21 protein-coding genes are annotated in these 22,981 nt (G+C 64.7%); 19 read left to right on the forward strand and 2 right to left on the reverse strand.

Annotated elements, in window-relative coordinates; all coding sequences use genetic code 11:
- Nucleotides 1–182 precede the first annotated feature (182 nt).
- Both H7B90_RS02735 and H7B90_RS02740 read right to left on the reverse strand, forming a co-directional pair.
- Nucleotides 183–1,433: a hypothetical protein gene (locus H7B90_RS02735; protein WP_185134343.1), complete on the reverse strand. Its 1,251-nt coding sequence runs from the start codon at nucleotides 1,431–1,433 to the stop codon at nucleotides 183–185.
- A gap of 125 nt (nucleotides 1,434–1,558) precedes the next feature.
- Entirely contained in the window at nucleotides 1,559–2,794 is a 1,236-nt protein-coding gene (locus tag H7B90_RS02740; RefSeq protein WP_185134344.1) for a nucleotidyltransferase, read from the reverse strand.
- A 137-nt stretch (nucleotides 2,795–2,931) separates the two neighbouring features.
- Here H7B90_RS02740 and H7B90_RS02745 point away from each other — a divergent pair, with 137 nt between their 5' ends.
- From H7B90_RS02745 to H7B90_RS02835, 19 genes are all read left to right on the forward strand, one after another.
- A complete protein-coding gene (locus H7B90_RS02745; RefSeq protein ID WP_185134345.1) occupies nucleotides 2,932–3,450 on the forward strand; it encodes a YceD family protein in 519 nt (172 codons plus the stop codon).
- A gap of 60 nt (nucleotides 3,451–3,510) precedes the next feature.
- Nucleotides 3,511–3,684: a 50S ribosomal protein L32 gene (rpmF, locus tag H7B90_RS02750; protein ID WP_185134346.1), complete on the forward strand. Its 174-nt coding sequence runs from the start codon at nucleotides 3,511–3,513 to the stop codon at nucleotides 3,682–3,684.
- Nucleotides 3,685–3,784: 100 nt separating this feature from the next.
- A complete protein-coding gene (gene fapR / locus H7B90_RS02755; protein ID WP_185134347.1) occupies nucleotides 3,785–4,396 on the forward strand; it encodes a transcription factor FapR in 612 nt (203 codons plus the stop codon).
- The gene (gene plsX, locus H7B90_RS02760) at nucleotides 4,380–5,366 is read left to right on the forward strand and encodes a phosphate acyltransferase PlsX (RefSeq protein ID WP_185134348.1); all 987 of its coding nucleotides are present in this window, start codon (nucleotides 4,380–4,382) and stop codon (nucleotides 5,364–5,366) included. The genes fapR and plsX overlap by 17 nt, the downstream gene beginning before the upstream one ends.
- Before the next feature lie 10 nt (nucleotides 5,367–5,376).
- Nucleotides 5,377–6,363 carry a beta-ketoacyl-ACP synthase III gene (locus tag H7B90_RS02765; protein WP_221481895.1) on the forward strand — a complete coding sequence of 329 codons (987 nt, stop codon included), beginning with the start codon at nucleotides 5,377–5,379 and terminating at the stop codon, nucleotides 6,361–6,363.
- 118 nt (nucleotides 6,364–6,481) lie between these two features.
- A complete protein-coding gene (gene fabD, locus H7B90_RS02770) occupies nucleotides 6,482–7,411 on the forward strand; it encodes an ACP S-malonyltransferase (protein WP_185134349.1) in 930 nt (309 codons plus the stop codon).
- A gap of 41 nt (nucleotides 7,412–7,452) precedes the next feature.
- Entirely contained in the window at nucleotides 7,453–8,205 is a 753-nt protein-coding gene (gene fabG / locus H7B90_RS02775) for a 3-oxoacyl-[acyl-carrier-protein] reductase (protein ID WP_185134350.1), read from the forward strand.
- An 81-nt stretch (nucleotides 8,206–8,286) separates the two neighbouring features.
- The gene (gene acpP, locus H7B90_RS02780) at nucleotides 8,287–8,520 is read left to right on the forward strand and encodes an acyl carrier protein (RefSeq protein ID WP_185134351.1); all 234 of its coding nucleotides are present in this window, start codon (nucleotides 8,287–8,289) and stop codon (nucleotides 8,518–8,520) included.
- A gap of 226 nt (nucleotides 8,521–8,746) precedes the next feature.
- Nucleotides 8,747–9,988 carry a beta-ketoacyl-ACP synthase II gene (gene fabF, locus H7B90_RS02785; RefSeq protein WP_185134352.1) on the forward strand — a complete coding sequence of 414 codons (1,242 nt, stop codon included), beginning with the start codon at nucleotides 8,747–8,749 and terminating at the stop codon, nucleotides 9,986–9,988.
- 110 nt (nucleotides 9,989–10,098) lie between these two features.
- Entirely contained in the window at nucleotides 10,099–10,839 is a 741-nt protein-coding gene (gene rnc, locus H7B90_RS02790; RefSeq protein WP_185134353.1) for a ribonuclease III, read from the forward strand.
- A 3-nt stretch (nucleotides 10,840–10,842) separates the two neighbouring features.
- A complete protein-coding gene (gene smc / locus H7B90_RS02795; RefSeq protein WP_185134354.1) occupies nucleotides 10,843–14,412 on the forward strand; it encodes a chromosome segregation protein SMC in 3,570 nt (1,189 codons plus the stop codon).
- Nucleotides 14,413–14,490: 78 nt separating this feature from the next.
- Complete coding sequence (ftsY, locus tag H7B90_RS02800) at nucleotides 14,491–15,501, forward strand: signal recognition particle-docking protein FtsY (protein ID WP_185134355.1); 1,011 nt, start codon at nucleotides 14,491–14,493, stop codon at nucleotides 15,499–15,501.
- A gap of 154 nt (nucleotides 15,502–15,655) precedes the next feature.
- Complete coding sequence (locus H7B90_RS02805; RefSeq protein WP_185134356.1) at nucleotides 15,656–16,096, forward strand: MarR family winged helix-turn-helix transcriptional regulator; 441 nt, start codon at nucleotides 15,656–15,658, stop codon at nucleotides 16,094–16,096.
- A gap of 3 nt (nucleotides 16,097–16,099) precedes the next feature.
- Complete coding sequence (locus H7B90_RS02810; RefSeq protein ID WP_221481896.1) at nucleotides 16,100–17,596, forward strand: MDR family MFS transporter; 1,497 nt, start codon at nucleotides 16,100–16,102, stop codon at nucleotides 17,594–17,596.
- 322 nt (nucleotides 17,597–17,918) lie between these two features.
- Nucleotides 17,919–18,467, forward strand: a complete 549-nt coding sequence (locus H7B90_RS02815) for a chromate transporter (RefSeq protein ID WP_185134357.1) — start codon at nucleotides 17,919–17,921, stop codon at nucleotides 18,465–18,467.
- A 99-nt stretch (nucleotides 18,468–18,566) separates the two neighbouring features.
- Nucleotides 18,567–19,994, forward strand: a complete 1,428-nt coding sequence (locus tag H7B90_RS02820; protein ID WP_185134358.1) for an 8-oxoguanine deaminase — start codon at nucleotides 18,567–18,569, stop codon at nucleotides 19,992–19,994.
- Nucleotides 19,995–20,014: 20 nt separating this feature from the next.
- Complete coding sequence (locus H7B90_RS02825) at nucleotides 20,015–20,896, forward strand: C45 family peptidase (protein ID WP_185134359.1); 882 nt, start codon at nucleotides 20,015–20,017, stop codon at nucleotides 20,894–20,896.
- Nucleotides 20,880–21,620 (forward strand): SDR family NAD(P)-dependent oxidoreductase, encoded by a 741-nt coding sequence (locus H7B90_RS02830; RefSeq protein WP_185134360.1) that lies wholly within the window; start codon nucleotides 20,880–20,882, stop codon nucleotides 21,618–21,620. Before H7B90_RS02825 ends, H7B90_RS02830 begins: the two co-directional genes overlap by 17 nt.
- A gap of 17 nt (nucleotides 21,621–21,637) precedes the next feature.
- Entirely contained in the window at nucleotides 21,638–22,975 is a 1,338-nt protein-coding gene (locus H7B90_RS02835) for an amidohydrolase (protein ID WP_185134361.1), read from the forward strand.
- Nucleotides 22,976–22,981: the final 6 nt, after the last annotated feature.

Genomic DNA, 22,981 nt, shown 5'->3' on the forward strand with positions numbered 1-22,981 from the left:
TTGGGCTGCGTCCCCCACCGGGACATAAACATTCAGTTTTCAAAGTGCAAAAATTTAAGAGCAACCCCTAAACCAGGAGCTGCTCTTAGCATACAAGGAGGAGAGGCGATGAGGGCCTCATGAGGGGATGGCTGACGAAGGAAGACGGCCATGAGAAAAAGCCGACCCTCCCCGCCGCGGGATTAGCGGTCGCGGGGAGGACGTTGGCGCGGACGGATGAGGGCGGCCAGAAGGGCGAGAAGAAGGAACACGAGAATCGAAATAATCGATGTAAGGGCCATCTCCGACAGGAAGAGCCAGCCGGACGGCAAAGGGAGGCTCCAGTTCGAGTCGGCGGAGTCGCCGGCGTTCAGGGACGCCCAGGCCGGGGCGATGCCGGACAGCCAGCCTTCCCGGACGGCGTAGGCGAGCGGGAAGGTGAACAGGAGCGCCAGCGCGGCATGAAGCAGCCGGCCCGAGACGAACCGGGCCCAGGGGAACCCGGTGCCGGCGCCGATGACGGCGCGAGCCTGAAGCAGGCCGCTCCAGCCGGTCCAAGCCAGGACGGCGGCGAGCAGGGAGACGGCGTGCACGGGAGAAGAGGCGAACAAGGCGGAGCGGCTCGTCTCGTAGGCGCCCAGGTGCAGCTCGTAGATGCCGGGAACGGCGAGCCAGGCGTCGGCTTGCGGCCAGGCGATCTGGAGCATGCGGAGCAGGACGGAGCTCATGAGGATCAGGCCGCCGACGGCGAACAGCACCGTGACGGCATGGGTGACGGCGTCGGCGATCTGCTTGCCGAACGGCCGTCCGTCTTCTTCGCGAGCCTCCCGGACGATTCGGGAGAGGCGGCTGAGCAGGGCGCCGGGCTCCCCGGCGGCGGGCGGGGGCGGGACCGAAGGAGACGCGGGCTTGGCCGCGCGAGCCCACAGAGCGCCCGCGGCGATCGCGGACAGCCAGAGGCCGAGAACGATGGCCCAGCCGTAAGCCGGCGCATGAAGGAAGCCGCTGCCGATGACGAGGACGACGACGAACGGATTGGGCAGATGGGAGACGAGAAGCAGCGTGTCCATATCGGCGTCGCGGACGAGCCCTTTGTCCTTCAGCCGGGCGGCTTCCCGCGCGCCGGCGGGCATGCCGGCGATCCAGCCGAAGACGATCGCCCATCCGGCGCCGCCGGGAAGCTTGAACAGGCGCCGGGTGACGGGCTCGCACAGGGCGCTGAGGGCGTGCAGGAGGCCGGACGCGGCGAGAAGCTCGGCCAACATGAGCGGAGGGAGCAGCCCGGGGAACACGGTCTGCCACCAGATTTGCAGTCCGGCCAGGGAGGCGCGGAACGCTTCGCCGGGCGACCGGACGATTCCGATAACGAGAAGCAGCGCGCAGGCGCCGTACAGGACGGACAGGGAGGCTTGCCACCGGCGGGAGCGGGGGCGAACGGAAGGGGCGTCGGACATCTCGGTCAATCCTCCCATGCGTTGATCGCGTCCGCGGGCGTTCTATAAGAGGGCGGGCGCACAATACAATGTACGCGGGGTTGTCCGGCGATAGACCTCCTTGTCCTCACGGAACGACCGGGGAGTTATATTTGCACGGGGGGCAGCGTGTAATCCCGCAAGGCAAGGCGGGGATCCGGATCCCGGAAGGCGAGGGAGTAGACCGCGCTGGCCCGGGCGTCCATGGCGAGATAAGCCCAGTCGCCGGCGGCGGCGGATTGGACGACGGGGACGGCCGCCGTCCGCTTCATGCGCCGGAGCAGCTCCCGGCCTTGGCCGGTGAAGCCGAGCACGCGGATGTATCGGACTCCGCCCGCCAGAGCCGCGGCGGACAGCTCCTCCTTGCGGTGCCCGAGAAGGATGCGGAGCAGCGTGCGCTGGAGCTTCGTCCTCGTATAGCGCTTCGTCTTGAGCTCGTCCAGCAGGGAGTCGACGCCGAGCCGGGGAAGCCGCGCCAGGCTGCGGCGGATCCGGAATTCCAGACCTTCCGCGACTTCCGCGAACGCGGACAGGTCGGATTCGCTTAAGGCGTATAATTGATGGAACAAGGGACCGGCGAACCGTTCCCACGCGATCGGGGCGCGCCCGGCCCGGGCTTCGCGCTCCAGAATCTCCAGCGTGGAGGCGGGAACGTAAGGGGCGAGGCCGGCCAAATCGCCCGATTCGGCCAGCAGCTTGCGAAGAGCCGTGGCGCTGGCGATGGCGGCGTCGGTAATCGAGGTCTGGCCGTATTCGGACTTCTCCCGGCGGATGGAATACGGAACGATAGGGCTGCGCAGCCGGCGCAGCGCCAGCAAGTAATGAAGCCCGAGCGTATGGTTGGGCTGGTCGAGCCGGTAGCCGGCTTCCGCGTCCGCGCCGATCGCGCGCAGATAGCGCCTCACGGATTCGGCGTACGCCGTCGGATAAGGCAAGCCTTCCTTGAGAAGCCGGGCAAGCTCGGAGCCGACCGCTTCGGGCTCTTCGGCCAGCCGGTCCGCGATTCGCAGCAGCGTATCGGCGTCTCCGCTCTCGCTGCCGAAGCAGAGCGTGTCGACGACGCCGGCGGCGTGGAGGACGGCAACGGCGCCGTAAGCGAACCACTGGGCCGGCTGGGAGCTGTAGGCGACCGGAAGCTCCAGTACGAGGTCGCAGCCGGCGCGCAGGGCCATCTCGGTCCGCGCCCACTTGTCCGCGAGGGCGGGCTCGCCCCGCTGCAGGAAGTGGCCGCTCATGACGGCGACGACCGCGTCGGCTCCCGTTATTTTCCGCGATTGTTGTATATGATAGAGATGACCGTTGTGCAAAGGATTGTATTCGACGACGATTCCGACCGTTCGCATGACCTTCTCCTTATTCCCGAGGGGGATTCTCCTATAACTATAACCGCGGGGGGAAGGGAATAGGAAGTCCCTGCGAATTGTTGACAAAAGCGTTATGCGACGGATATAATAATTTTTGTTTGTTTGGAGTGATAACGATGCTGCTCAACGTTCAAGAACTGGCTCAGCGCAAGGAGCCGGTTACGTTAAAAGATTCTTTCGACGCGGCCTCCGCTCTCGCCGGGCTTCCGGGCGTGAAGCCTCTTAGCCCCTTGACCGCGGAATTGACCGCCGTCTACGCGGACCGCGCGATCGACGTGACGGGAACGATCTCTTGCCGGGTTCGGCTGCAATGCTCCCGCTGCCTCGATCCGATCGAGGAGCAGATGAACGTTCCGTTCGAGGAGACCTTCAAAGTCGTCTCGAAGGAGACGGCGGAGCAGGGCGAGCAGGACGACGAAGATTTCGTGCCGATCCACGGCGAACGCCTGGATCTCCGCCCGTACGTCGAGGAAGAACTGGTGCTTCATTTGCCGCTGGCGCCGCTGTGCCGGGAAGATTGCGAGGGACTCTGTCCGGAATGCGGGCAGAACCGCAACGAACGGGAATGCGGCTGCAGCCGGGAGAAGATCGATCCGAGGTTCGCCTCGCTGAAGGATTTCTTCGATCCGAAGTGACTTTGTCCGACAATGAACGCCGATACAGGCAGCTTTCGACTCTGATAAGGAGGTGGGAACATGGCAGTCCCTTTTGGTAAAACATCGAAATCCCGCAAAAACAAGCGTCGCACGCACTTCAAGCTGGTTGTCCCGGGCATGATCAAGTGCGATCAATGCGGCGAGCTGAAGCTGGCGCACCGCGTTTGCAAAGTGTGCGGCACTTACAAAGCACGTGAAATCATCAAGCAATAATGAAGATAACGCGTCTCGGCGTGACTGGCGTCCCGGCGCGTTTTTCTTTATCGTTTTTTGGCACCAGGTATCAGTATGAACTTACAAGGCGGTGAAGGTTATGGAACGGCTTCCCAAGCGTCAGCGCCATCAGCAGCTTAGCCGGCTCATCGAGGAGAACCCGTTCCTTACCGACCGCGAGCTGACCAGGCTGCTCAAGGTGAGCATCCAGACGATTCGCCTGGACCGTCTGGAGCTGGCCATCCCCGAATTGCGGGAGAGGCTGAAGATGATGGCGGAGCGGTCTTACGACCCGGTTCGCTCGCTGCCGCTCCATGAAGTGATCGGGGATATCGTCGACCTGCAGCTCGACAAGAGCGGCATCTCGCTGTTCGAGATCCGGGAAGAGCACGTGTTCTCCCGCAGCGGAATCGCCCGCGGGCATCACGTGTTCGCCCAGGCGAACTCGCTCGCGGTAGCCGTCATTAACGACGAGATCGCTCTGACCGCCTCGGCGGACATTCGGTTCATCCGGCCCGCGAGGCTCGGGGAGAAGTGCATAGCCAAAGCTTACGTAAGGTCGAGCGGATCGCAGAAAGGGAAGGCGAAAGTGGAAGTGTTCACGTACGTCGGGGACGAAATGGTGTTCCAAGGGAACTTCGTCATTTACCGTTCGCGCATGGCCGGCGACGCGGGGCCCGAAGGAGGGGAAGCGCATGAGAATCGCGGTTGACGCGATGGGAGGCGACTTGGCGCCTCAGGCGCCGGTGGAAGGAGTCTTGGCCGCCGCGAAGGAATGGCCGGACACGCAGTTCAAGCTCGTGGGCAAGCCGGACGTTCTGAACCCGCTTCTGGGAAGCAAGCCGTCCAACGTCACGGTCGTGGAGGCCGAAGAGACGATCGAGGCCGACGACGAGCCCGTCCGGGCCGTTCGCCGCAAGACGAACGCTTCGATGGTGGTGGCCGGGCGGCTCGTCAAGGAAGGCGAGGCGGACGCGATGATCTCCGCCGGCAACACGGGCGCGCTCATGACGGTCGGCCTGCTCGTGCTCGGACGGCTGAAAGGCATCGAGCGTCCGGGTCTCGCGCCTATTTTGCCGACGGTGGATAAACTAGGGGTGCTGGCTCTGGATCTCGGGGCCAACATGGACGCGAAGCCCGAGCATCTGCTGCAATACGCGCTCATGGGCAGCCTGTACCGGCAGAAGGTGCACGGCATGGCGAAGCCCCGCGTCGGCCTGCTCAACGTCGGCACGGAAGAGGCGAAGGGCAACGAGCTGACGAAGGCGGCGTTCGACCTGCTGAAGGAAGCGCCGATCCACTTCATCGGCAACGTGGAAGCGCGGGACGTGCTCGAGCGCAATTGCGACGTGCTCGTCTGCGACGGCTTCGCCGGCAACATCCTGCTCAAGGGGATGGAGGGCGCGGCGGATACGCTGTTCGGCGTGTTGAAGAAAGAATTGACCTCGTCCTGGCAATCGAAGCTCGCGGCCGCGATCTTAAGGCCGAACTTCCGGCGGGTGCGGCACATGATGGATCCCAAGGAGCACAACGGCGCTCCGTTGCTCGGCGTGAACGGCCTCGTGGTCAAGAGCCACGGCTCGTCCGACGCCGTCGCGACGAAGCACGCCATCCGCCAGGCGCGGGTGGCGATCGGCAACGGCCTCATCGCGGCATTGGCCGACGAATTCGGCGGAAAGTGAGAGAAAGCGAATGAATGGAATTCCCGTCGGCATTCTGGGGACCGGCAAATACAACCCGGAACGCCGTTTGACGAACCAAGAGCTGGAGACGATGGTGGATACGAACGACGAGTGGATCGTCACCCGCACGGGCATCCGGGAACGCCGGATCGCGGCGGCGCACGAGGCGACGTCCGACCTGGCGTACGAAGCGTCCCTGAAGGCGCTGGAGGCCGCCGGCATTACGGCCGACCAGCTCGACCTGATCATCGTGGCGACGATCACGCCGGACATGTTCTTCCCGTCGACGGCGTGCATCGTGCAGGAGAAGCTGGGCGCGAAGAACGCGGCGGCGTTCGACCTGTCCGCGGCTTGCTCCGGGTTCATCTACGGACTCGCCAACGCGTCGGGCTTCATCGCCATGGGGACTTATAAATACGTACTCGTCGTCGGGGCGGACACGCTGTCCCGCATTACCGATTACACGGACCGCAACACGTGCGTCCTGTTCGGCGACGGCGCCGGAGCGGTCGTGCTCGGCGCGGTTCCGGAAGGCCGCGGGTTCAAGTCGTTCAAGCTGGGCGCGGACGGCGCCGGCGGGGAATTGCTCTGCATCCGCGGAGGCGGCTCCCGCCTGCCGTCTTCGGCCCAGACGATCGAAGGCAAGCACCACTTCCTGTACATGAACGGCCGCGACGTCTTCAAGTTCGCGGTGCGCGTCATGGGAAGCGCGGCGGAAGAGGCGCTGGCGATGGCCGGCATGGACAAGGAGAACATCGACCTGCTCATTCCGCACCAGGCGAACATCCGCATCATCCAGTCCGCGCTCGAGCGGCTGAGCCTGTCGGAAGACAAGTGCATGATCAACGTCGACCGCTACGGCAACATGTCGGCCGCCTCGATCCCCGTCGCCCTGGCGGAAGCGGTCGAGGAAGGCCGCCTGAAGGAAGGCGACCGGCTGGTGATGGTCGGCTTCGGCGGCGGCTTGACGTGGGGAGCTTCGGTGCTCGTGTGGTAATAAGGACGCGAAGCGGCCGTATAAGAGGCGCGCGCGGCGCAAGCGGCGCGAACGCGGCCTATACGGCGCAGGCATAGGCGGCGCTTCGCGGGATTCAGACGTTGGAGGGATCGTCCCAATGGGTAAAATCGCATTCGTATTTCCGGGCCAAGGCGCGCAGGCGGTCGGAATGGGGAAGGACGCGTACGAACGGTTCGAAGCGTCCCGCGACATCTTCGACCGCGCCGACAAGGCGCTCGGCTTCTCCGTCTCGGGCCTGTCGTTCGAAGGCCCGGACGAAGAACTGCGCCAGACGGCCAACACGCAGCCGGCGCTGCTGACGACGAGCGTCGCGCTGCTGGAAGCGTTCAAGCAGCGCGGCGTCAAGCCCGATTACGTCGCCGGGCACAGCCTCGGCGAGTACAGCGCGCTCGTCGCGGCCGGCGTGCTCGCGTTCGACGACGCGGTGCGCCTCGTCCGCTCGCGCGGCTTGTTCATGGAACAAGCCGTGCCCGGCGGACAAGGCGCGATGGCCGCGACGCTGGGCGCCGAGCGCGAGGCGCTCGAGGCGCTCTGCCGCGACGTGTCGGCTACGGTCGGCCTCGTGGAACTGGCCAACGTGAACTGTCCCGGACAGATCGTCGTGTCCGGGACCGCGGCGGGCGTCGCGGCGGTCGCCGAGCGAGGCAAGGAAGCCGGCGCCAAGCGGGTTATCCCGCTCGACGTCAGCGGGCCGTTCCATTCCTCGCTCATGCGGCCCGCGGCCGACAAGCTGGCCGGCGAGCTGGCCAAGGTCGAGTTCAAGGACGCGGCCGTGCCGGTCGTCGTCAACGTCGACGCGAAGCCCGTCACGGACGGGAACGCGCTGCGCGAGCTGCTCGTGAAGCAGGTCGTGTCTCCGGTTCTGTGGGAGGACACGGTGAAGTTCCTGCTCTCCGAAGGCGTCGACACGTTCGTCGAGATCGGCTCCGGCACGGTACTCGCCGGGCTGATCAAGAAGATCGACAAGTCCGCGCGCGTCGTCAGCGTGAACAGCGCGGCGGCGATCGCGGAAGCGGAGCTCGCCTAACCACCCACAACCATCCACAAGCTGGAAGGAGTTGTCGTTCAATGGCACGATTGGACCTGACGGGCAAATCCGCCCTCGTCACCGGCGCCTCGCGCGGCATCGGCCGGGCGATCGCGATCGCCTTGGCGGAGGCCGGCGCCGACGTCGCCGTCAACTACGCCGGCAGCGAAGCCGCCGCCGCCGAGACGGCGAAGGCGATCGAAGCGCTCGGCCGCAAGGCGATTCTGGTGCAGGCGAACGTCGGCAAGTCCGCCGAATTCGACGCCATGGTGCAGAAGACTCTCGAGGCGTTCGGCAAGCTCGACATTCTGGTGAATAATGCCGGCATCACGCGAGACAATCTAATCATGCGGATGAAGGAAGAAGAGTTCGACGACGTCATCGAGACGAACCTGAAGGGCGTGTTCAACGGCATCAAGGCGGTCACCCGCCCGATGATGAAGCAGCGCGCCGGCAGGATCATCAACATCTCCTCGGTCGTCGGCGTGCTCGGCAACGCGGGCCAAGCGAACTACGTCGCCGCCAAGGCGGGCGTCATCGGCCTGACCAAATCCGCCGCCCGCGAGCTCAGCTCCCGGGGCATCACCGTCAACGCGGTCGCTCCCGGCTACATCGAGACCGACATGACGGACAAGCTCTCGCCGGAGATCCGCGAAGGCATTCTCGGCCAGGTTCCGCTCGGGCGGATGGGCCGTCCGGAGGACGTGGCGAGCGCCGTCGTCTACCTGGCTTCGGACGAGGCGGCCTACATGACCGGCCAGACGCTGCACGTCGACGGCGGCATGTACATGTGACGCGGCCCCAACGCGGGAAACGTTTACGCTATGGCTTTTTGTCCATGATTCACGTATAATACGTTAAGGGAGGTGAACCGGATGTCCGATGTATATGATCGCGTTAAGCGCATCGTGGTCGAACGCCTGGGTGTAGAAGAGGCGGAAGTTACCAGTGAAGCGAACTTCAAGGATGACTTGGGCGCTGACTCTCTCGACGTAGTCGAGCTCGTAATGGAGCTTGAAGACGAATTCGATCTGGAGATCTCCGATGAGGATGCAGAGAAGATCACAACGGTGGGAGAAGTCGTAAATTACATACAATCTCATGCCTAAATGATCTACGGGTCCCGTTCCTGCGACGGGACTTCTCCACATTCAAACGTCTTTTTTGTACGCATGATTGGGCCAGGTGAGATCCGGGAGCCGGAAGCCTTCGTGGGCTCCCTCCCGGATTTTCCGCCTTCCAACATATTTCGCCTGCGGACGGTCCGCGTCCGCGAAGCGGCGGGGAACGGGCCGCTCGGGCGAAGCCGACTTGGCTGAAGAGGTGAACATCGTTTTGGAACAACGCGTCGTGGTTACCGGAATGGGGGTCATTACTTCCCTCGGTACCGATCTGGATACTTTTTGGAATAGCCTGCTCGCCGGCAAGTCCGGCGTCAGCCTGATCGAAGCGTTCGATACGACCGACTATCCGACGAAGATAGCGGCGGAAGTGAAGGGCTTCAATCCCGAGGAATTCGGTATCGATAAGAAAGAATCCCGCAAGATGGACCGCTTCGTGCAGTTCGCTCTGGCGGCTAGCCTCAAGGCGATCGACGATTCCGGCCTGCGCATCGGCGAGAACGTCGATTCCGAGCGGATCGGCGTCAGCGTCGGCTCCGGCATCGGCGGTCTCGGAACGTGGGAGGATCAACATACGATTCTGATGGAGAAGGGCCCGCGCCGCGTCAGCCCGTTCTTCATCCCGATGATGATCGCGAACATGGCCAGCGGCCAGATCTCGATCGCGACGGGCGCCAAGGGGCCGAACACGACCGCGGTGACCGCGTGCGCGACCGGAACCCATTCCATCGGCGACTCGTACAAGATGATCCAAAGAGGCGACGCCGACGTCATGATCTGCGGCGGCGCCGAAGCGACGATCCGGCCGATCGCGATGGCCGGATTCAGCAACATGCGCGCGATGAGCACGCGCAACGAGGAGCCCGAGAAGGCGAGCCGTCCGTTCGATACGGACCGCGACGGGTTCGTCATGGGCGAAGGCTCGGGCGTGCTCATTCTGGAATCGCTGGAGCACGCGCTGAAGCGGGGCGCGAAGATCTACGCCGAAGTGATCGGCTACGGCATGAGCGGCGACGCGCATCACATGACCGAGCCGGATCCGGACGGAGCGGCCCGCTGCATGAAGCGCGCCATCCAGGACGCCGGCATCGCGCCGGACGCGATCGAATACATCAACGCGCACGGAACTTCGACGCCGGTCGGGGACAAGTCCGAGACGACGGCGATCAAGACGACGTTCGGCGACCATGCCTACAAGCTGGCCGTCAGCTCGACGAAGTCGATGACCGGCCACATGCTCGGCGCCGCGGGCGGCGTCGAGGCGGTCATTCTCGGCCTCTCGCTGAAGAACGGCGTGCTGCCGCCGACGATCAACCTTGACAATCAGGATCCCGAGTGCGATCTCGATTACGTCCCGAACGTTCCGAGGAAGGCGGACATCTCCGTCGCGCTCTCGAACTCGTTCGGCTTCGGCGGCCATAATGCCACGATCATCATGCGCAAATACGGGGCCTAAGGGCGCGAACGTGTGACGCAGGCGGCGCGAGCCGCCTGCGTTTTTCCTTGAAGAGTCTTCAAACGACAGGGCTGCCAGATTGGGCGCGATTGATAGGGAGGTGCCTCTAGATGAGCGAACCATTGAACCGTCTGCAGGAGCGGCTGAACCTTCGGTTCCGCAACGGCGCGCTGCTGCGCCAGGCTTTTACGCATACGTCGTACGTGAACGAACAGCGCGGCCACCGCGTCGAGCATAACGAACGGCTGGAATTCCTCGGCGACGCCGTGCTGCAGCTGACCGTGTCCGAAGTGCTGTACCGGATGTACCCCGATCGTCCCGAAGGGGAGCTGACCCGGCTCCGGGCGAGCATTGTGTGCGAACCTTCGCTTGTCCGTTTTGCCGAGGCGCTCGATTTCGGGCAGGTCGTGCTGCTCGGCAAAGGGGAGGAGCAAACCGGGGGGAGAACCCGGCCCTCGCTTCTGGCGGACGCGTTCGAAGCGTTCGTCGGGGCGCTGTACCTGGACCAGGGGCTCGAAGCGGTTCGCGCTTTTCTCGATTCGCATCTGTTCCCGCATCTCCCGAAGGAGAGCCGGCTTCCGCTCAAGGACCACAAGACGGAGCTGCAGGAGAAGGTTCAGCAATGGAATCTCGGCCCGCTCGAATACCGGACGGTGGAGGAGAGAGGCCCGGCCCACGACCGCGAATTCGTCGTCGTCGTGTCGGTCGGGGAGCAGCCGCTCGGGGAAGGAGCCGGCCGCTCCAAGAAGGAAGCGGAGCAGCAGGCGGCCTCGAAGGCGCTGCGGCAGCTCCAGGAGAACGGCGTTCCCGCCCGGGCGGCCGTTCCGAGGAACGCGAGGGGTGATGGATAACCGATGTATCTGAAAGGAATCGAACTCGCCGGGTTCAAATCGTTCGCGGACCGCACGGCGCTGGAATTCGGCCGCGGCATCACCGCCGTCGTCGGCCCCAACGGCAGCGGCAAGAGCAACATCTCCGACGGCATCCGCTGGGTGCTCGGGGAGCAGAGCGCGAAGAGCTTGCGCGGCGGCAACATGCAGGACGTCATCTTCGCCGGAAGCGACGCCCGCAAGGCGGTCAACTTCGGGGAAGTGTCGATCACCTTCGACAACAGCGACAAGACGCTTCCGCTCGACTTCACGGAAGTGACCGTCACCCGCCGCGTGCACCGCAGCGGGGAGAGCGAATACCTGATCAACAAGCAGCCGTGCCGCCTGAAGGATATTACCGAGCTGTTCATGGACACCGGCATCGGGAAGGAAGCGTATTCGATCATCGGGCAGGGCCGGATCGAGGAGATTCTCAGCACGCGCTCGGAGGACCGGCGCGGCATCTTCGAGGAAGCGTCCGGCATCGTCAAGTACAAGGCCCGCAAGAAGGAAGCGCAGAAGAAGCTCGAGGATACCGAGGCGAACCTGCTGCGGATCAACGACCTCGTCGTCGAGCTCGAGGGCCAGGTCGGACCCCTGCGCGAGCAGGCCGAGAAGGCGGAGAAGTTCAAGGCGCTCAAGGAAGAGCTCAAGTCCAAGGAGATCGCCCTGTACGTGCATCAGATCGAGAGCGTGCACGCGTCGTGGGCGGACACGAACGACAAGCTGGCCAAGCTGAAGGAAGAGGAGCTGGCGCTGTCCGCGGAAGTGAGCCGCCACGACGCCATGCTCGAGGAAGACCGCCAGGCGCTGCACCGTCTCGAGGAGACTCTCGAGAAGCTGCAGGACGAGCTGCTCCACGCGAGCGAGGAGACGGAGAAAAGCGAAGGCTACGGCGAGCTGCTGAGCGAGCGGCGCGCCAACCTGGAGCGCAACCGCGAGGGGCTCGCCGCGAGCCTCGCCCAAGCCGAGGGGCGGCTCGCCGAGACCGCGAGCGAAGGCGAGACGCTGGCCGTCCGCCGCGAGCAGGTCGAGAAGGAACTCGCGGAGCTGGGCGCGCGGCTCGCCGAGGAGGAGACGAAGCTGAGCTTCGTCGACGGCAGCGGCGACGGAGAAGAGCGGCTCAAGGCGGAGCTGTTCGACGCCATGAACGCGATGGCGCAGGCGCGCAACGACATCCGCTACTGCGAGCAGCAGCGCGAGGTGCTCGAGAAGCGGATGGGCCGCACCGCCGAGGAACGCGCGAAGTGGCAGGAGCAGCGCGAAGCGCTCGCCCGCCGGCGCGAGGAGCTGGAAGCGCGGCTCGCGGCGTGCACGGCGGCGGTCGTGGAAGTCCGCGACCGCTACGTGGCGGAAGGCGCGCGCTCGGCCGAGCTGCAGCGCAAGCTCGAGGAGGCGCAGGCCGAAGCCCGGCGCGCCGAGCAGAAGCGCGAGGCGCTCGTGTCCCGGCGCGACACGATCAAGGAGCTGCAGAACGATTACGACGGCTTCCAGCACGGCGTCCGCGAAGTGCTGAAGGCCGCGAAGCGCGGCCAGCTGCACGGCGTACACGGGGCGGTGGCCGAGCTGGTGGGCGTCCCCGCCCACCTCGAGACGGCGATCGAGACCGCCCTCGGCGGCGCGCTCCAGAACATCGTCATGGAGAACGAATCGACGTCCCGGGCGGCCATCGCCTACTTGAAGCAGCGGCAGTCGGGACGCGCGACGTTCCTGCCGCTCGACGTCATCAAGGCGCGGACGATCGGCGAAGGCGACCGGCGGGTCGTCGGCGAAGCGGAAGGCTTCGTCGGCGTCGCCTCCGAGCTCGTCAAGGCCGAGCCGCGCTACGCGAACATCGTCGGCAGCCTGCTCGGCAACGTGCTCATCGCCCAGAAGCTGGAGCAGGCGAACAAGATCGCCTCCCGGCTGCAATACCGGTACCGGGTCGTCACGCTCGAAGGCGATATCGTCAACCCCGGCGGTTCGATGACCGGGGGCAGCCTGCAGAAGAAGTCGTCGAGCCTGCTCGGACGGCAGCGTCAGCTCGAGGAGCTGGACCGCGACATCGCGGCGGCCGAGCAAGCCCGGGCCGCGGCGCGGGACAGCGTCGACGACCTGAAGAAGGAGCTCGCCCAGGTCGCCCAGAACATCGAGCAGCTGCGGGAGCTCGGCGAGCGGGAACGGATGAACGAGCAGCAGGCCGTCACCGAGAAGCAGCAGCTTCATAACGAGGAGAAGCAGCATGGCGAGCTGGAGGCGGCGCTCGAGGGCGAGAAGGCGATCGTCGCCGGCGAGATCGCCGAGCTGGACGCGACGCGCGCCGAAGCCGAGGAGAGGCTCGCGAGGCTGGCCGACGAGGAGCGGAAGCTGCAGGAGCAGATCCGCGAAGCCGAGGAGCTGCGCCGCCGGAGCCAGACGGCGAAGGAAGAGCTCCAGGCGTCGCTCACCGAGCTGAAGGTGAAGATGGCGCGGCTGGAGCAGGACCGGCAGTCGATCGGCGAGCAGACGGCCCGCTACAAGGCCGAGTGGAGCCGGCTCGAGACGGAGAAGCGCCAGCTCTCGGAAGCGCTCGAGCAGAACGCGGCCGAGACGGAGCGCACGGAGAAGGAGATCGTCGCCCAGCGCGAACGGCTTAACGAGCTGAGGCTGCAGAAGCGCGAATACACCGAGGGCATCGAATTCAAGCGTTCGGACCGCGCGGAGCGGCTCAAGCAGTTGGAGCTGAAGGAGAACGAGACGAAGGAGCAGCGCTCCCGCCTGAAGCAGGTGGAGGAGCAGCTGCGCCAGGCGGAGATCTCGTCCAACCGGATGGACGTCGAGCTCGACAACCTGCTTCGCAAGCTGAGCGAGGAATACGAGATCGGCTTCGAATGGGCGAAGGCGAAGTACCCCGTGCCGGAGGACGTTCCCGCGACGCAGAACGACGTCCGCGAGCTGAAGCGGAAGATCACGCTGCTCGGCGACGTCAACCTGGGCGCCATCGAGGAGTTCCGCCGCGTGAGCGAGCGCTTCGAGTTCCTGTCGGAGCAGAAGAACGACCTGATGGAAGCCAAATCCAAGCTTCATGCCATCATTCGCGAGATGGACGAGGAGATGTCGAAGCGGTTCCGCACGACGTTCGAAGAGATCCGCAAGCACTTCGTCGTCGTGTTCTCCCGCCTGTTCGGGGGCGGCCGCGCGGATCTCATCCTGAGCGAGCCGGACAAGCCGCTCGAGACCGGCATCGACATCGTCGCGCAGCCTCCGGGCAAGAAGCTGCAGAACCTGCAGCTGCTGTCCGGAGGCGAGCGGGCGCTGACGGCGATCGCGCTTCTGTTCGCGATCCTGAACGTCAAGCCCGTCCCGTTCTGCGTGCTCGACGAAGTCGAAGCGGCGCTGGACGAGGCGAACGTCGCCCGGTACGCGCACTACATGCGCGAGTTCTCCGAGCTGACCCAGTTCATCGTCGTCACCCACCGCAAAGGGACGATGGAAGAAGCGGACCGCCTGTACGGGGTGACGATGGAGGAGGGCGGCGTGTCGAAGCTCGTCTCCGTCCGCCTGGAGGAAGGCGAAGAGATGATCGCGACCGCCTAACGTCCGAACTTGGCCTGGCGTCACATCCGATAGAAGAAGAGAAAAGCGGGCGAGTCCCGTCCGGTTGGAGGAGTAGGAATGAGCTTTTTTAAGAGGCTGAGAGAGAGCATCGCGGCCAAGGCCGAGGCGGTGACGACGAAGTTCCGCGACGGCCTGGCCAAAACCCGCGACGCGTTCGTCGGGCAGGTGGCCGACCTGTTCTCGCGGCGCAAGAAGATCGACGAGGCGTTCTTCGAGGAGCTCGAGGAGATTCTGATCGGCGCCGACGTCGGCGTGAACACGGTCATGGAGCTGATCGACGAGCTTCGCGCGGAAGTGAAGAAGCGCAAGATCGAAGAGCCGGGCGAGCTGCAGCCGATACTGTCGGAGAAGCTGGTCGCGCTGTTGAAGGGCTCCGGGGAGCCGGCCCAGCTGAACGTTCAGCCGAGCGGCATGACCGTCATCCTGTTCGTCGGCGTCAACGGCGTCGGCAAGACGACGACGATCGGCAAGCTGGCTTGGCGGTTCAAGCAGCAGGGCAAATCGGTGCTCCTGGCGGCGGGCGACACGTTCCGCGCGGGCGCGATCGAACAGCTGGAAGTATGGGGACAGCGCGTCGGCGTGGACGTCGTGAAGCAGGGCGCGGGAGCCGACCCGGCGGCGGTCATGTTCGACGCGGTGCAGGAAGCGAAGCGCCGCAACGTCGACGTGCTGCTGTGCGACACGGCCGGGCGGCTGCAGAACAAGGCGAACCTGATGGAGGAGCTGGCGAAGATTCACCGCGTCATCCAGCGGGAGATCCCGGGCGCTCCGCACGAGACGCTGATGGTGCTCGACGCGACGACTGGGCAGAACGCGCTCCAGCAGGCGAAGCTGTTCGGGGAGAAGAGCGGCGTCACCGGCCTCGTCCTGACGAAGCTGGACGGAACGGCCAAAGGCGGCATCGTCATCGCGATCCGCCACGAGCTGTCGCTGCCGGTCAAGCTGGTCGGGCTCGGCGAGCAGATGGACGACCTGCAGGAATTCGACCCGGAGCAATTCGTGCACGCCCTGTTCGCGACAATGGCGAACGAGCCCGAAGAAGGCGATCCGGCGGAAGAACGGAACTAACGGCGAGCTAAATGAACGATAACTGGAAAAAGGGCCCTATTCTACGGAATAGGGCTCTTTTTCCGTTCTTGACTTCTAAAAATCTTATCGATAAAATACTTCGTATGCGAAATATTCGTTAGCATAATTTCAAGTGGTAAGGATGGAGGCCGAGATGGCGGATCAACAGCAGGTCAGTCTTATTTTCAGGTCGTTTCGCGAGGTCAACCAAGCGTTCCATCACGCGATCTGGAAGGAGTCCGAAGGCTTCGGACTGACGCCGATTCAGTTTTTCGTGCTCAAGACGTTGTGCCAGCATCCGAGAATCCGCCTGAGCGAATTGGCGGAGCTCGTACATATCGGCAACAGCGCGGCGAGCGGAATCGTCGACCGGCTCGTGAAGCTGGGCGCGATCTCGCGGGATCGGCTGGAGACGGACCGGCGCTCCATCACCTTGTCGCTAACGGAGAAAGGAGAGGGGTTGCTCAAAAGCGCAAGCGAGGTATCCATGGAACGTTTGATGCCCTTGTTGGATTTGTCCGATGAGGACGTGGAGAACCTGATCCGGATTCATCACCTTATCGTTCGGAAATTACAGACAGTGGAGAGAGGCTGAAACATGAGTCAAGTTATCAAAAGAGGCCCCATTATGGCGGCCATCATCATCGGCGCGTTCGTCACGATCTTGAACCAGACGCTGCTGAACGTGGCGCTGCCGAAGATCATGGACAATCTGGCCATTACCCCGAACACCGCGCAGTGGCTGACGACGGGCTTCATGCTCGTCAACGGCGTCCTGATCCCGCTCAGCGCCTACCTGGTCGGCAAGTTCACGACCCGGCAGCTGTTCATTACCGCGATGGGGCTCTTCCTCGTCGGCACGATCTTCTGCGCCTTCGCCGACAGCTTCGCCATCCTGATGGCCGGCCGGATCATTCAGGCCGCCGGCGCCGGCATCATGATGCCGCTTATGTCCATCGTCGTCCTGACGATCTTCAAGGTCGAGGAACGCGGCAAGGCGATGGGGATGATGGGGATCGCGATGATCTTCGCCCCGGCCGTCGGTCCGACGCTGTCGGGCTGGATCGTCGAGCATCATTCGTGGCACGTTCTGTTTTACATCATCGCCCCGTTCGCCCTGATCGCTCTTCTCTTCGGCTTGATGTTCATGAAGAACGTCGGCCAATTGACGAACCCGAAGCTGAACCTGCTCGGCGTCGTTCTGTCGACGCTCGGCTTCGGCGGCCTGCTGTTCGGCTTCAGCGAAGCCGGCAACAACGGCTGGGACAGCGCGACGGTTATCGTCAGCCTGGCCGTCGGCTTCGTCGCGCTCGTGCTGTTCATCCTGAAGGAGCTGCTCGCGTCGAAGACGCCGCTGCTCGAGTTCCGCGTGTTCAAGTACAACATGTTCTCGCTCACGACGGTCATTAACATCCTGATCACGATGGCGATGTACGCCGGGATGATTCTGACCCCGATCTACATGCAGAACATTCTCGGCCTGACGCCGATCAAGTCCGGGTTGGCGCTCCTTCCGGGCGCGATTCTGATGGGCATCATGTCCCCCGTCACCGGCGCCATCTTCGACAAGATCGGGGCCCGCTGGCTCGCCGTCGTCGGCCTCGTCATTACGGCGGCCACGACCTGGGAATTCGGCCAGCTGACCGTCGATACGACGTACACGCACATGGTCGTCATCTATACGATCCGCATGTTCGGCATGTCGATGCTGATGATGCCGATCCAGACGGCGGGCATGAACCAGCTGCCGCAGCGGCTCAACCCGCACGGCTCGGCCATGTCGCAGACGCTGCGCACGGTCGGCGGCGCGCTCGGCACCGCTTGGCTCGTCACGGTCATGACGAACAAGACGAAGGACGTGGCGAAGGAGCTCGTCATCTCCGGCCAAGTGGACGTCAACGACAAAGTCAAGATGCTCGACGTGACCAACCACGCCACGGTCAGCGGCATCAATCACGCGTTCATGTACGCGTTCTGGCTGACGATCGCGGCTCTCGCGCTGTCGTTCTTCATCCAGAAGACGAAGCCGCAGAAGGACTTCGCCGCGGGCGCGGAAGCGACCGGCGGCAAGGCGGCCGCTTCGTCCAACGGGTAAGCGCGCATCGGGCGCGGCAGAATCTATCCGACCTCTATTCAACCTCTATCGGACCTTCGGGTTCGGCAGAGGTTTTTTTCTTGTTGTCGCAGCTCCGCCGCCTTGTCGCCTACCGTATCTCCGCTCGCGCCGAACATGTAATATAAAATAACGCAAATAATCGCAAAATTCCGTGCGCTCAAACAAAAAAGCAAGACGATGTTAGTTAAACTGACGAAAAGCCGCTGCATCCGTTGAAGCCCGCCGCCGGAAGCCCCTACAATGGGCGCAAGATCGCTCTTGGCCCGCCGGGCCGGGAGAGAAAGGCGGGAAGCTCGCTTCGATGCTGACCTTATGGAATCTGTTCAAGGCGTTCGGAGTGGCGACGCTGCTCGGCTACGGCGGCGGCCCTTCGATCATTCCGCTCTACGAGCATCAAGTGGTCGGGCGCTACGGGTGGCTCGACTCCGAGGAGTTCGGCCGGGCGCTGGCGTTCGGCAACGCGTTCCCGGGCCCGATCGCGACGAAGCTCGCCGCGTACATCGGCTTCAAGGTGGCGGGCTGGGCCGGAGCGGCGGCGGCGCTGATCGCGGTCGTGCTGCCGACGGCGCTCGTCATGATCGCCCTGTCCGGAATCATGCTGAAGCTGTCCGGCAATCCGACGATCAAAGGCATGATCCGAGGCGTGCAGCCGGTCATCTTCGTCATGCTGGCGATGCTGGCGTGGGACTTCGTCAAGTACGCGTTCCAGCCGATGAACGGACCGGTGCCGTTTCTGCCGCTTCTTTTGGCGGCCGCTTTCTTCGTCATGGTGCAGTATTACCAGATCAACGCCGTATGGGGCATTCTTCTGGCTCTGGTCGTCGGCGGGCTATTTATGAGGGGCGCCTAATCCGGCTGCCGGTCCGCAAGCGACAAGAGCGCGAGCGACAAGAAGGCGAGCGACAAGGGCGCGAGCGACAAGAGGTCGGGCGACAAAAGGGGGAGAACGATGGGGACGCTGCTTATCCGCAACGCGAGGAACATCATCACCATGGACGGGGAGAGGCGAAGGTTCCCGGGCGGCAGCCTGTACGCGGTCGGCCAGGAGATCGTCGCCATCGGGCACGATCTGCCGTACGAGACGGCCGACACGGTCATCGACGCGCAAGGGAAAATCGTTTACCCGGGCCTCATCAATACGCATCACCATCTGTACCAGAACCTGACGCGCAACATCCCGTTCGTCCAGAAGACCGAGCTGTTCGACTGGCTGGTCACGCTGTACGAGATCTGGCGCCATCTAAGGCCGGAAGATATTTACGCCAGCGCCGTCGTCGGCTTGGGCGAGCTGCTGAAGAGCGGCTGTACGACCGCGGCCGACCATTTCTACTGCTTCCCGAACGGCGTGTCGGGCGAGATGATCGACGAGGAGATCCGGGCGGCTTCCGAGCTCGGCATCCGCTTCTTCCCGACGCGGGGCTCGATGAGCCTAGGCCGCTCGAAGGGCGGCCTGCCGCCGGACGAGGTGTGCCAGAGCGAAGAGGTCATCCTGCGCGATTCCAGAAGGCTTATCGAGACGTATCACGATCCGGGCCGGTTCGCGATGGTGCGGGTCGGCGTCGCGCCGTGCTCCCCGTTCTCCATTACGGCGGACCTGCTGCGGGAATCGGCCGGCCTGGCGCGCAGCTACGGCGTGAGAATGCACACGCACCTCGCCGAGACGAAGGACGAGGACCGGTTCTGCCTCGAGAAGCTCGGCATGCGGCCGCTCGACTTCATGGAGAAGAACGGCTGGGTCGGCGACGACGTCTGGTATGCGCACGGCATCTACTTCGACGACCGGGAGATCGGGCATCTTCGCGCGCATCGCTGCGGCGTCGCGCATTGTCCGACCAGCAATATGAAAATGGGGTCGGGCGTCATGCCGCTCGTCAAGATGCTCGAGGCGGGCGTCAAGGTCGGCTTGGGCGTGGACGGCTCGGCCTCCAACGACGGCTCCAACCTGCTGCTCGAGGTCCGGGTCGCCCACCTGCTCCACAACCTCGCGCACGGAACGACCGCGATCGGCGCGGAGGACTGTCTCGCGATCGCGACGCGCGGTTCCGCCAAGGTGCTCGGCTGGGAAGACGACATCGGCTCGCTCGAGGTCGGCAAGGCGGCCGATCTGTTCCTGATCGACGCCCGCCAGCTCGCGTTCGCGGGGGCGCTCCACGACGATGCGGCGCTGCCCGTGCTGACCGGGCTGTCGCAGACGGTGGACATGACGATCGTCGGCGGCCGGGTCGTCGTCAAGGACGGGAGGCTGGTCGGCGCGGACGAGGAGAAGGCGGCGATCGCCGCGCAGGCCGCTTCGATGAGGTTGATCAACGAGGCCGCTCTGCGGACGAAGATCGATTACGGCCGGATGCGCAGCGAGCGGAAATACCCGAACCTGTGAGCGATGAGGAGGCGGAAGCGATGTGCACGATCGGGGCGTTGGCTTACGAGGACGAGACGGGAAGGCTCCGCGTGTTCGGCTTCAAGAACGCGGACAATCCTCCCGTCGGTTATTGGCACGGAACGGCCGGCGGCGGGGACGGGGGCTTCCGCTCCCTCGCGTTCGGCTTATTGGCGCAGACCGGCATCAACGCGGGGCTGAACGAACGGGGACTGCTCGTCGTCAGCTCTTATTTCGGTTGCGAGGACCCGTCGGAGAGCGAAGGACCTGCCGAACCCGGCGGAGGCTTCCGGAGCGGCGACATCCGGGGAAGGGTGCAGGCCGAAGCGCTCGCGCGCTGCGAGACGGCGGCCGACGCTCTCGTCCTGCTGCAAGAGAGATTCGAAGAGGCGGAGGAGCGATCGATCGGCGGCAGCCACATCCTGGCGGACAAGGACGGCGGTCTTTACGCGTTCGAGCATCACCGCGGTCATACCGCCTGGCAGGACGCCTCCCTCGCCGGTTGGGCGGCGCGGAGCAACCAGGCGTTCGGCCTGTTCGCGGCGGCGCAGGCCCGGCAGCGGGACGAGATCGTCCGCGACCGGACGATCCGGCTCCGGACGGCGGAGCTGCGGCTCGACGCGCTCGCCCGGAGGCGTCCGCCGGGCGAAGAGGCGATCGCGGAGCTGCGGTCGCTGCTCGCCTCGCACGCGCCAGACGGCGGCGGCGCGGTCGGCAGCATCTGCGCGCACGGCGCCGTTCACGGCCGATCGAACGCGCCGCTGCCGCACGACACGGTCAGCTCCATGATCTGGGACGTAACCGAAGGCAAGATGCACTATACGCTCGGGCAGCCATGCCGTTCGGAATGGCGGACCGCGACGCTGTCAGGAAAGGGGATTTACGATGCCGTATTCCTATGAGGGCAAGAAGGTGCTGATCACGGGAGGAGCCGGCGGAATCGGGGCGGCCGCCGCGGAAGCGTACCGGCAAGCGGGCGCGCAGGTGGCCGCGTTCGACATCGCCTTCGGGCGGGAGGAAGAGCGGGACGGCGTCTACGAGCTTCCGGTCGACCTCGCCGACCCGGCGAGCGTCGCCGCCGCGTTCGCCCGGCTGTGGGAGCGATGGGATTCGCTGGACGTCCTCGTGAACAACGCAGGAGTCGAGTGCGTCGCTTCGCTGGAAGAGACGACGGACGAGGCGTGGGACCGCGTCATGAACGTCAATCTGCGCAGCGTGTTCCTCTGCTGCCGCGCCGCCCTGCCGAAGCTGAAGGCGGCGCGAGGCAATATCGTCAACACGGCGTCCCAGCTCGCGTTCGTCGGCGCGTCTTCCTTCACGGCCTACACGGCTTCCAAGGCCGCGGTCGTCAACTTCACCCGCAGCCTCGCGCTCGAGACGGCGAAGGACGGCGTGCGCGTCAACTGCGTCTGTCCCGGAGCGATCGACACGCCGCTGCTGCGCCGGCAATTCGAAGGACGCCGCGGTCCCCAGGGGACGCTGGACGATCTGGTCGGCATGCATCCGCTCGGCAGGCTGGGACGGCCGGAGGAGATCGCCGCCTGCATCCTGTTCCTGAGCGGGCCGGCCGCGTCGTTCGTGACGGGAAGCGCCCTGCTGGCCGACGGCGGCTACACCATTCAATAACGGAAGGGGAGCGGCAGATGGAGAACGGCTTGCTGATTACGGGAGGGACGGTCCTCACCGTGAACGAGAGCAACGAGGTTATCGAGAACGGAGCCGTCCTGATCGAGAAGGGGCGGATCGCGGACGTGGGCGAAGCTTCCGCGCTGAACGCCAAGTACGCGAACGTCGAGCGGCTGGACGCGTCGGGCCGAGTCGTGCTGCCGGGGCTCGTCAACCTGCATATGCATTCGGGTCTCATTCGCGGAACCGCGGAGGATCTTCCGGTGTTCGAATGGCTGACCAAGTACGTCGATCCGAAGCACCGCGCCTTGACGGAGGAGCTGGCCTACGCCGCCGCGCGGCTCTGCTACGCCGAGTCGATCCTGGGCGGCACGACGTGCGTCCTGGACATGTACCGCTTCATGCACCGCTGCGCGGACGCGGCCGAGCGGCTCGGGCTGCGCGCGACGCTCGCCCCGTACGTCGTCGACAAGCCGGGCATGGACTACTTCGAGACGCTGGACGGCAATACCCGGCTTGTCGAGGAGCGCAACCGATCGGCGAACGGCCGCATCCGGGTCTGGTTCGCCCTCGAGCATCTGACGTACTGCACGGAAGGGGCCTACCGCCGGGCGGCGGAGCTCGCCGAGAAGTACGACACCGGCATCCACACGCACGGCGAGGAATCGATCGAGATGGCGCGGCGGCTGAAGGCCGAGACCGGGAGATGGCCCGTCGAGCTGTTCCATGACCGCGGCATCCTCGGTCCGAGAACGGTGCTGGCGCATTGCGTCTGGCTGCAGGAATCGGAGATGGAACTGCTCGCGAAGACCGGGACGTCGGTCGCCCACTGCCCGGTCAGCAACCTGAAGCTCGCTTCCGGCATCGCGCCGGTCAAGGAGCTGCTCGACCTCGGGGTGACCGTCGGCATCGGCACGGACGGCGTGAAGGAGAACAACAGCCTGGACATGTTGGAGGAGCTCAAGTTCGTGCCCCTGCTGCAGAAGGCGCGGCTGCTCGACGCGACGGCGATTCCGGCGGAGACGGCGCTGCGCATGGCGACGATCGACGGGGCGAAGGCGCTCGGGCTGGACCGCGAGATCGGGTCGCTCGAGATCGGCAAGAAGGCGGATCTCATCGTCGTCGACTTCCGCAAGCCTCATCTGACCCCGATCATCCGCGGCAAATACAACAACGCCGTCAGCAACCTGGTCTATGCCGCCTCGGGCGCCGACGTCAGCCATGTCTTCGTCGGCGGCGTTCCGCTCCTGAAGGAGCGCCGCCTGCTGACGGACGACGCGGAAGCGATTCGTCTCGAAGCGCAGGAGGCGGCGGAGAAGCTGTTCGAGCTGCGCGAGCCCTATATTCCGGTCTGAGCCGTC

This window comes from Cohnella xylanilytica, assembly GCF_014212175.1.
In the GTDB taxonomy this organism is placed as follows: Bacteria; Bacillota; Bacilli; order Paenibacillales; family Paenibacillaceae; genus Cohnella; species Cohnella xylanilytica.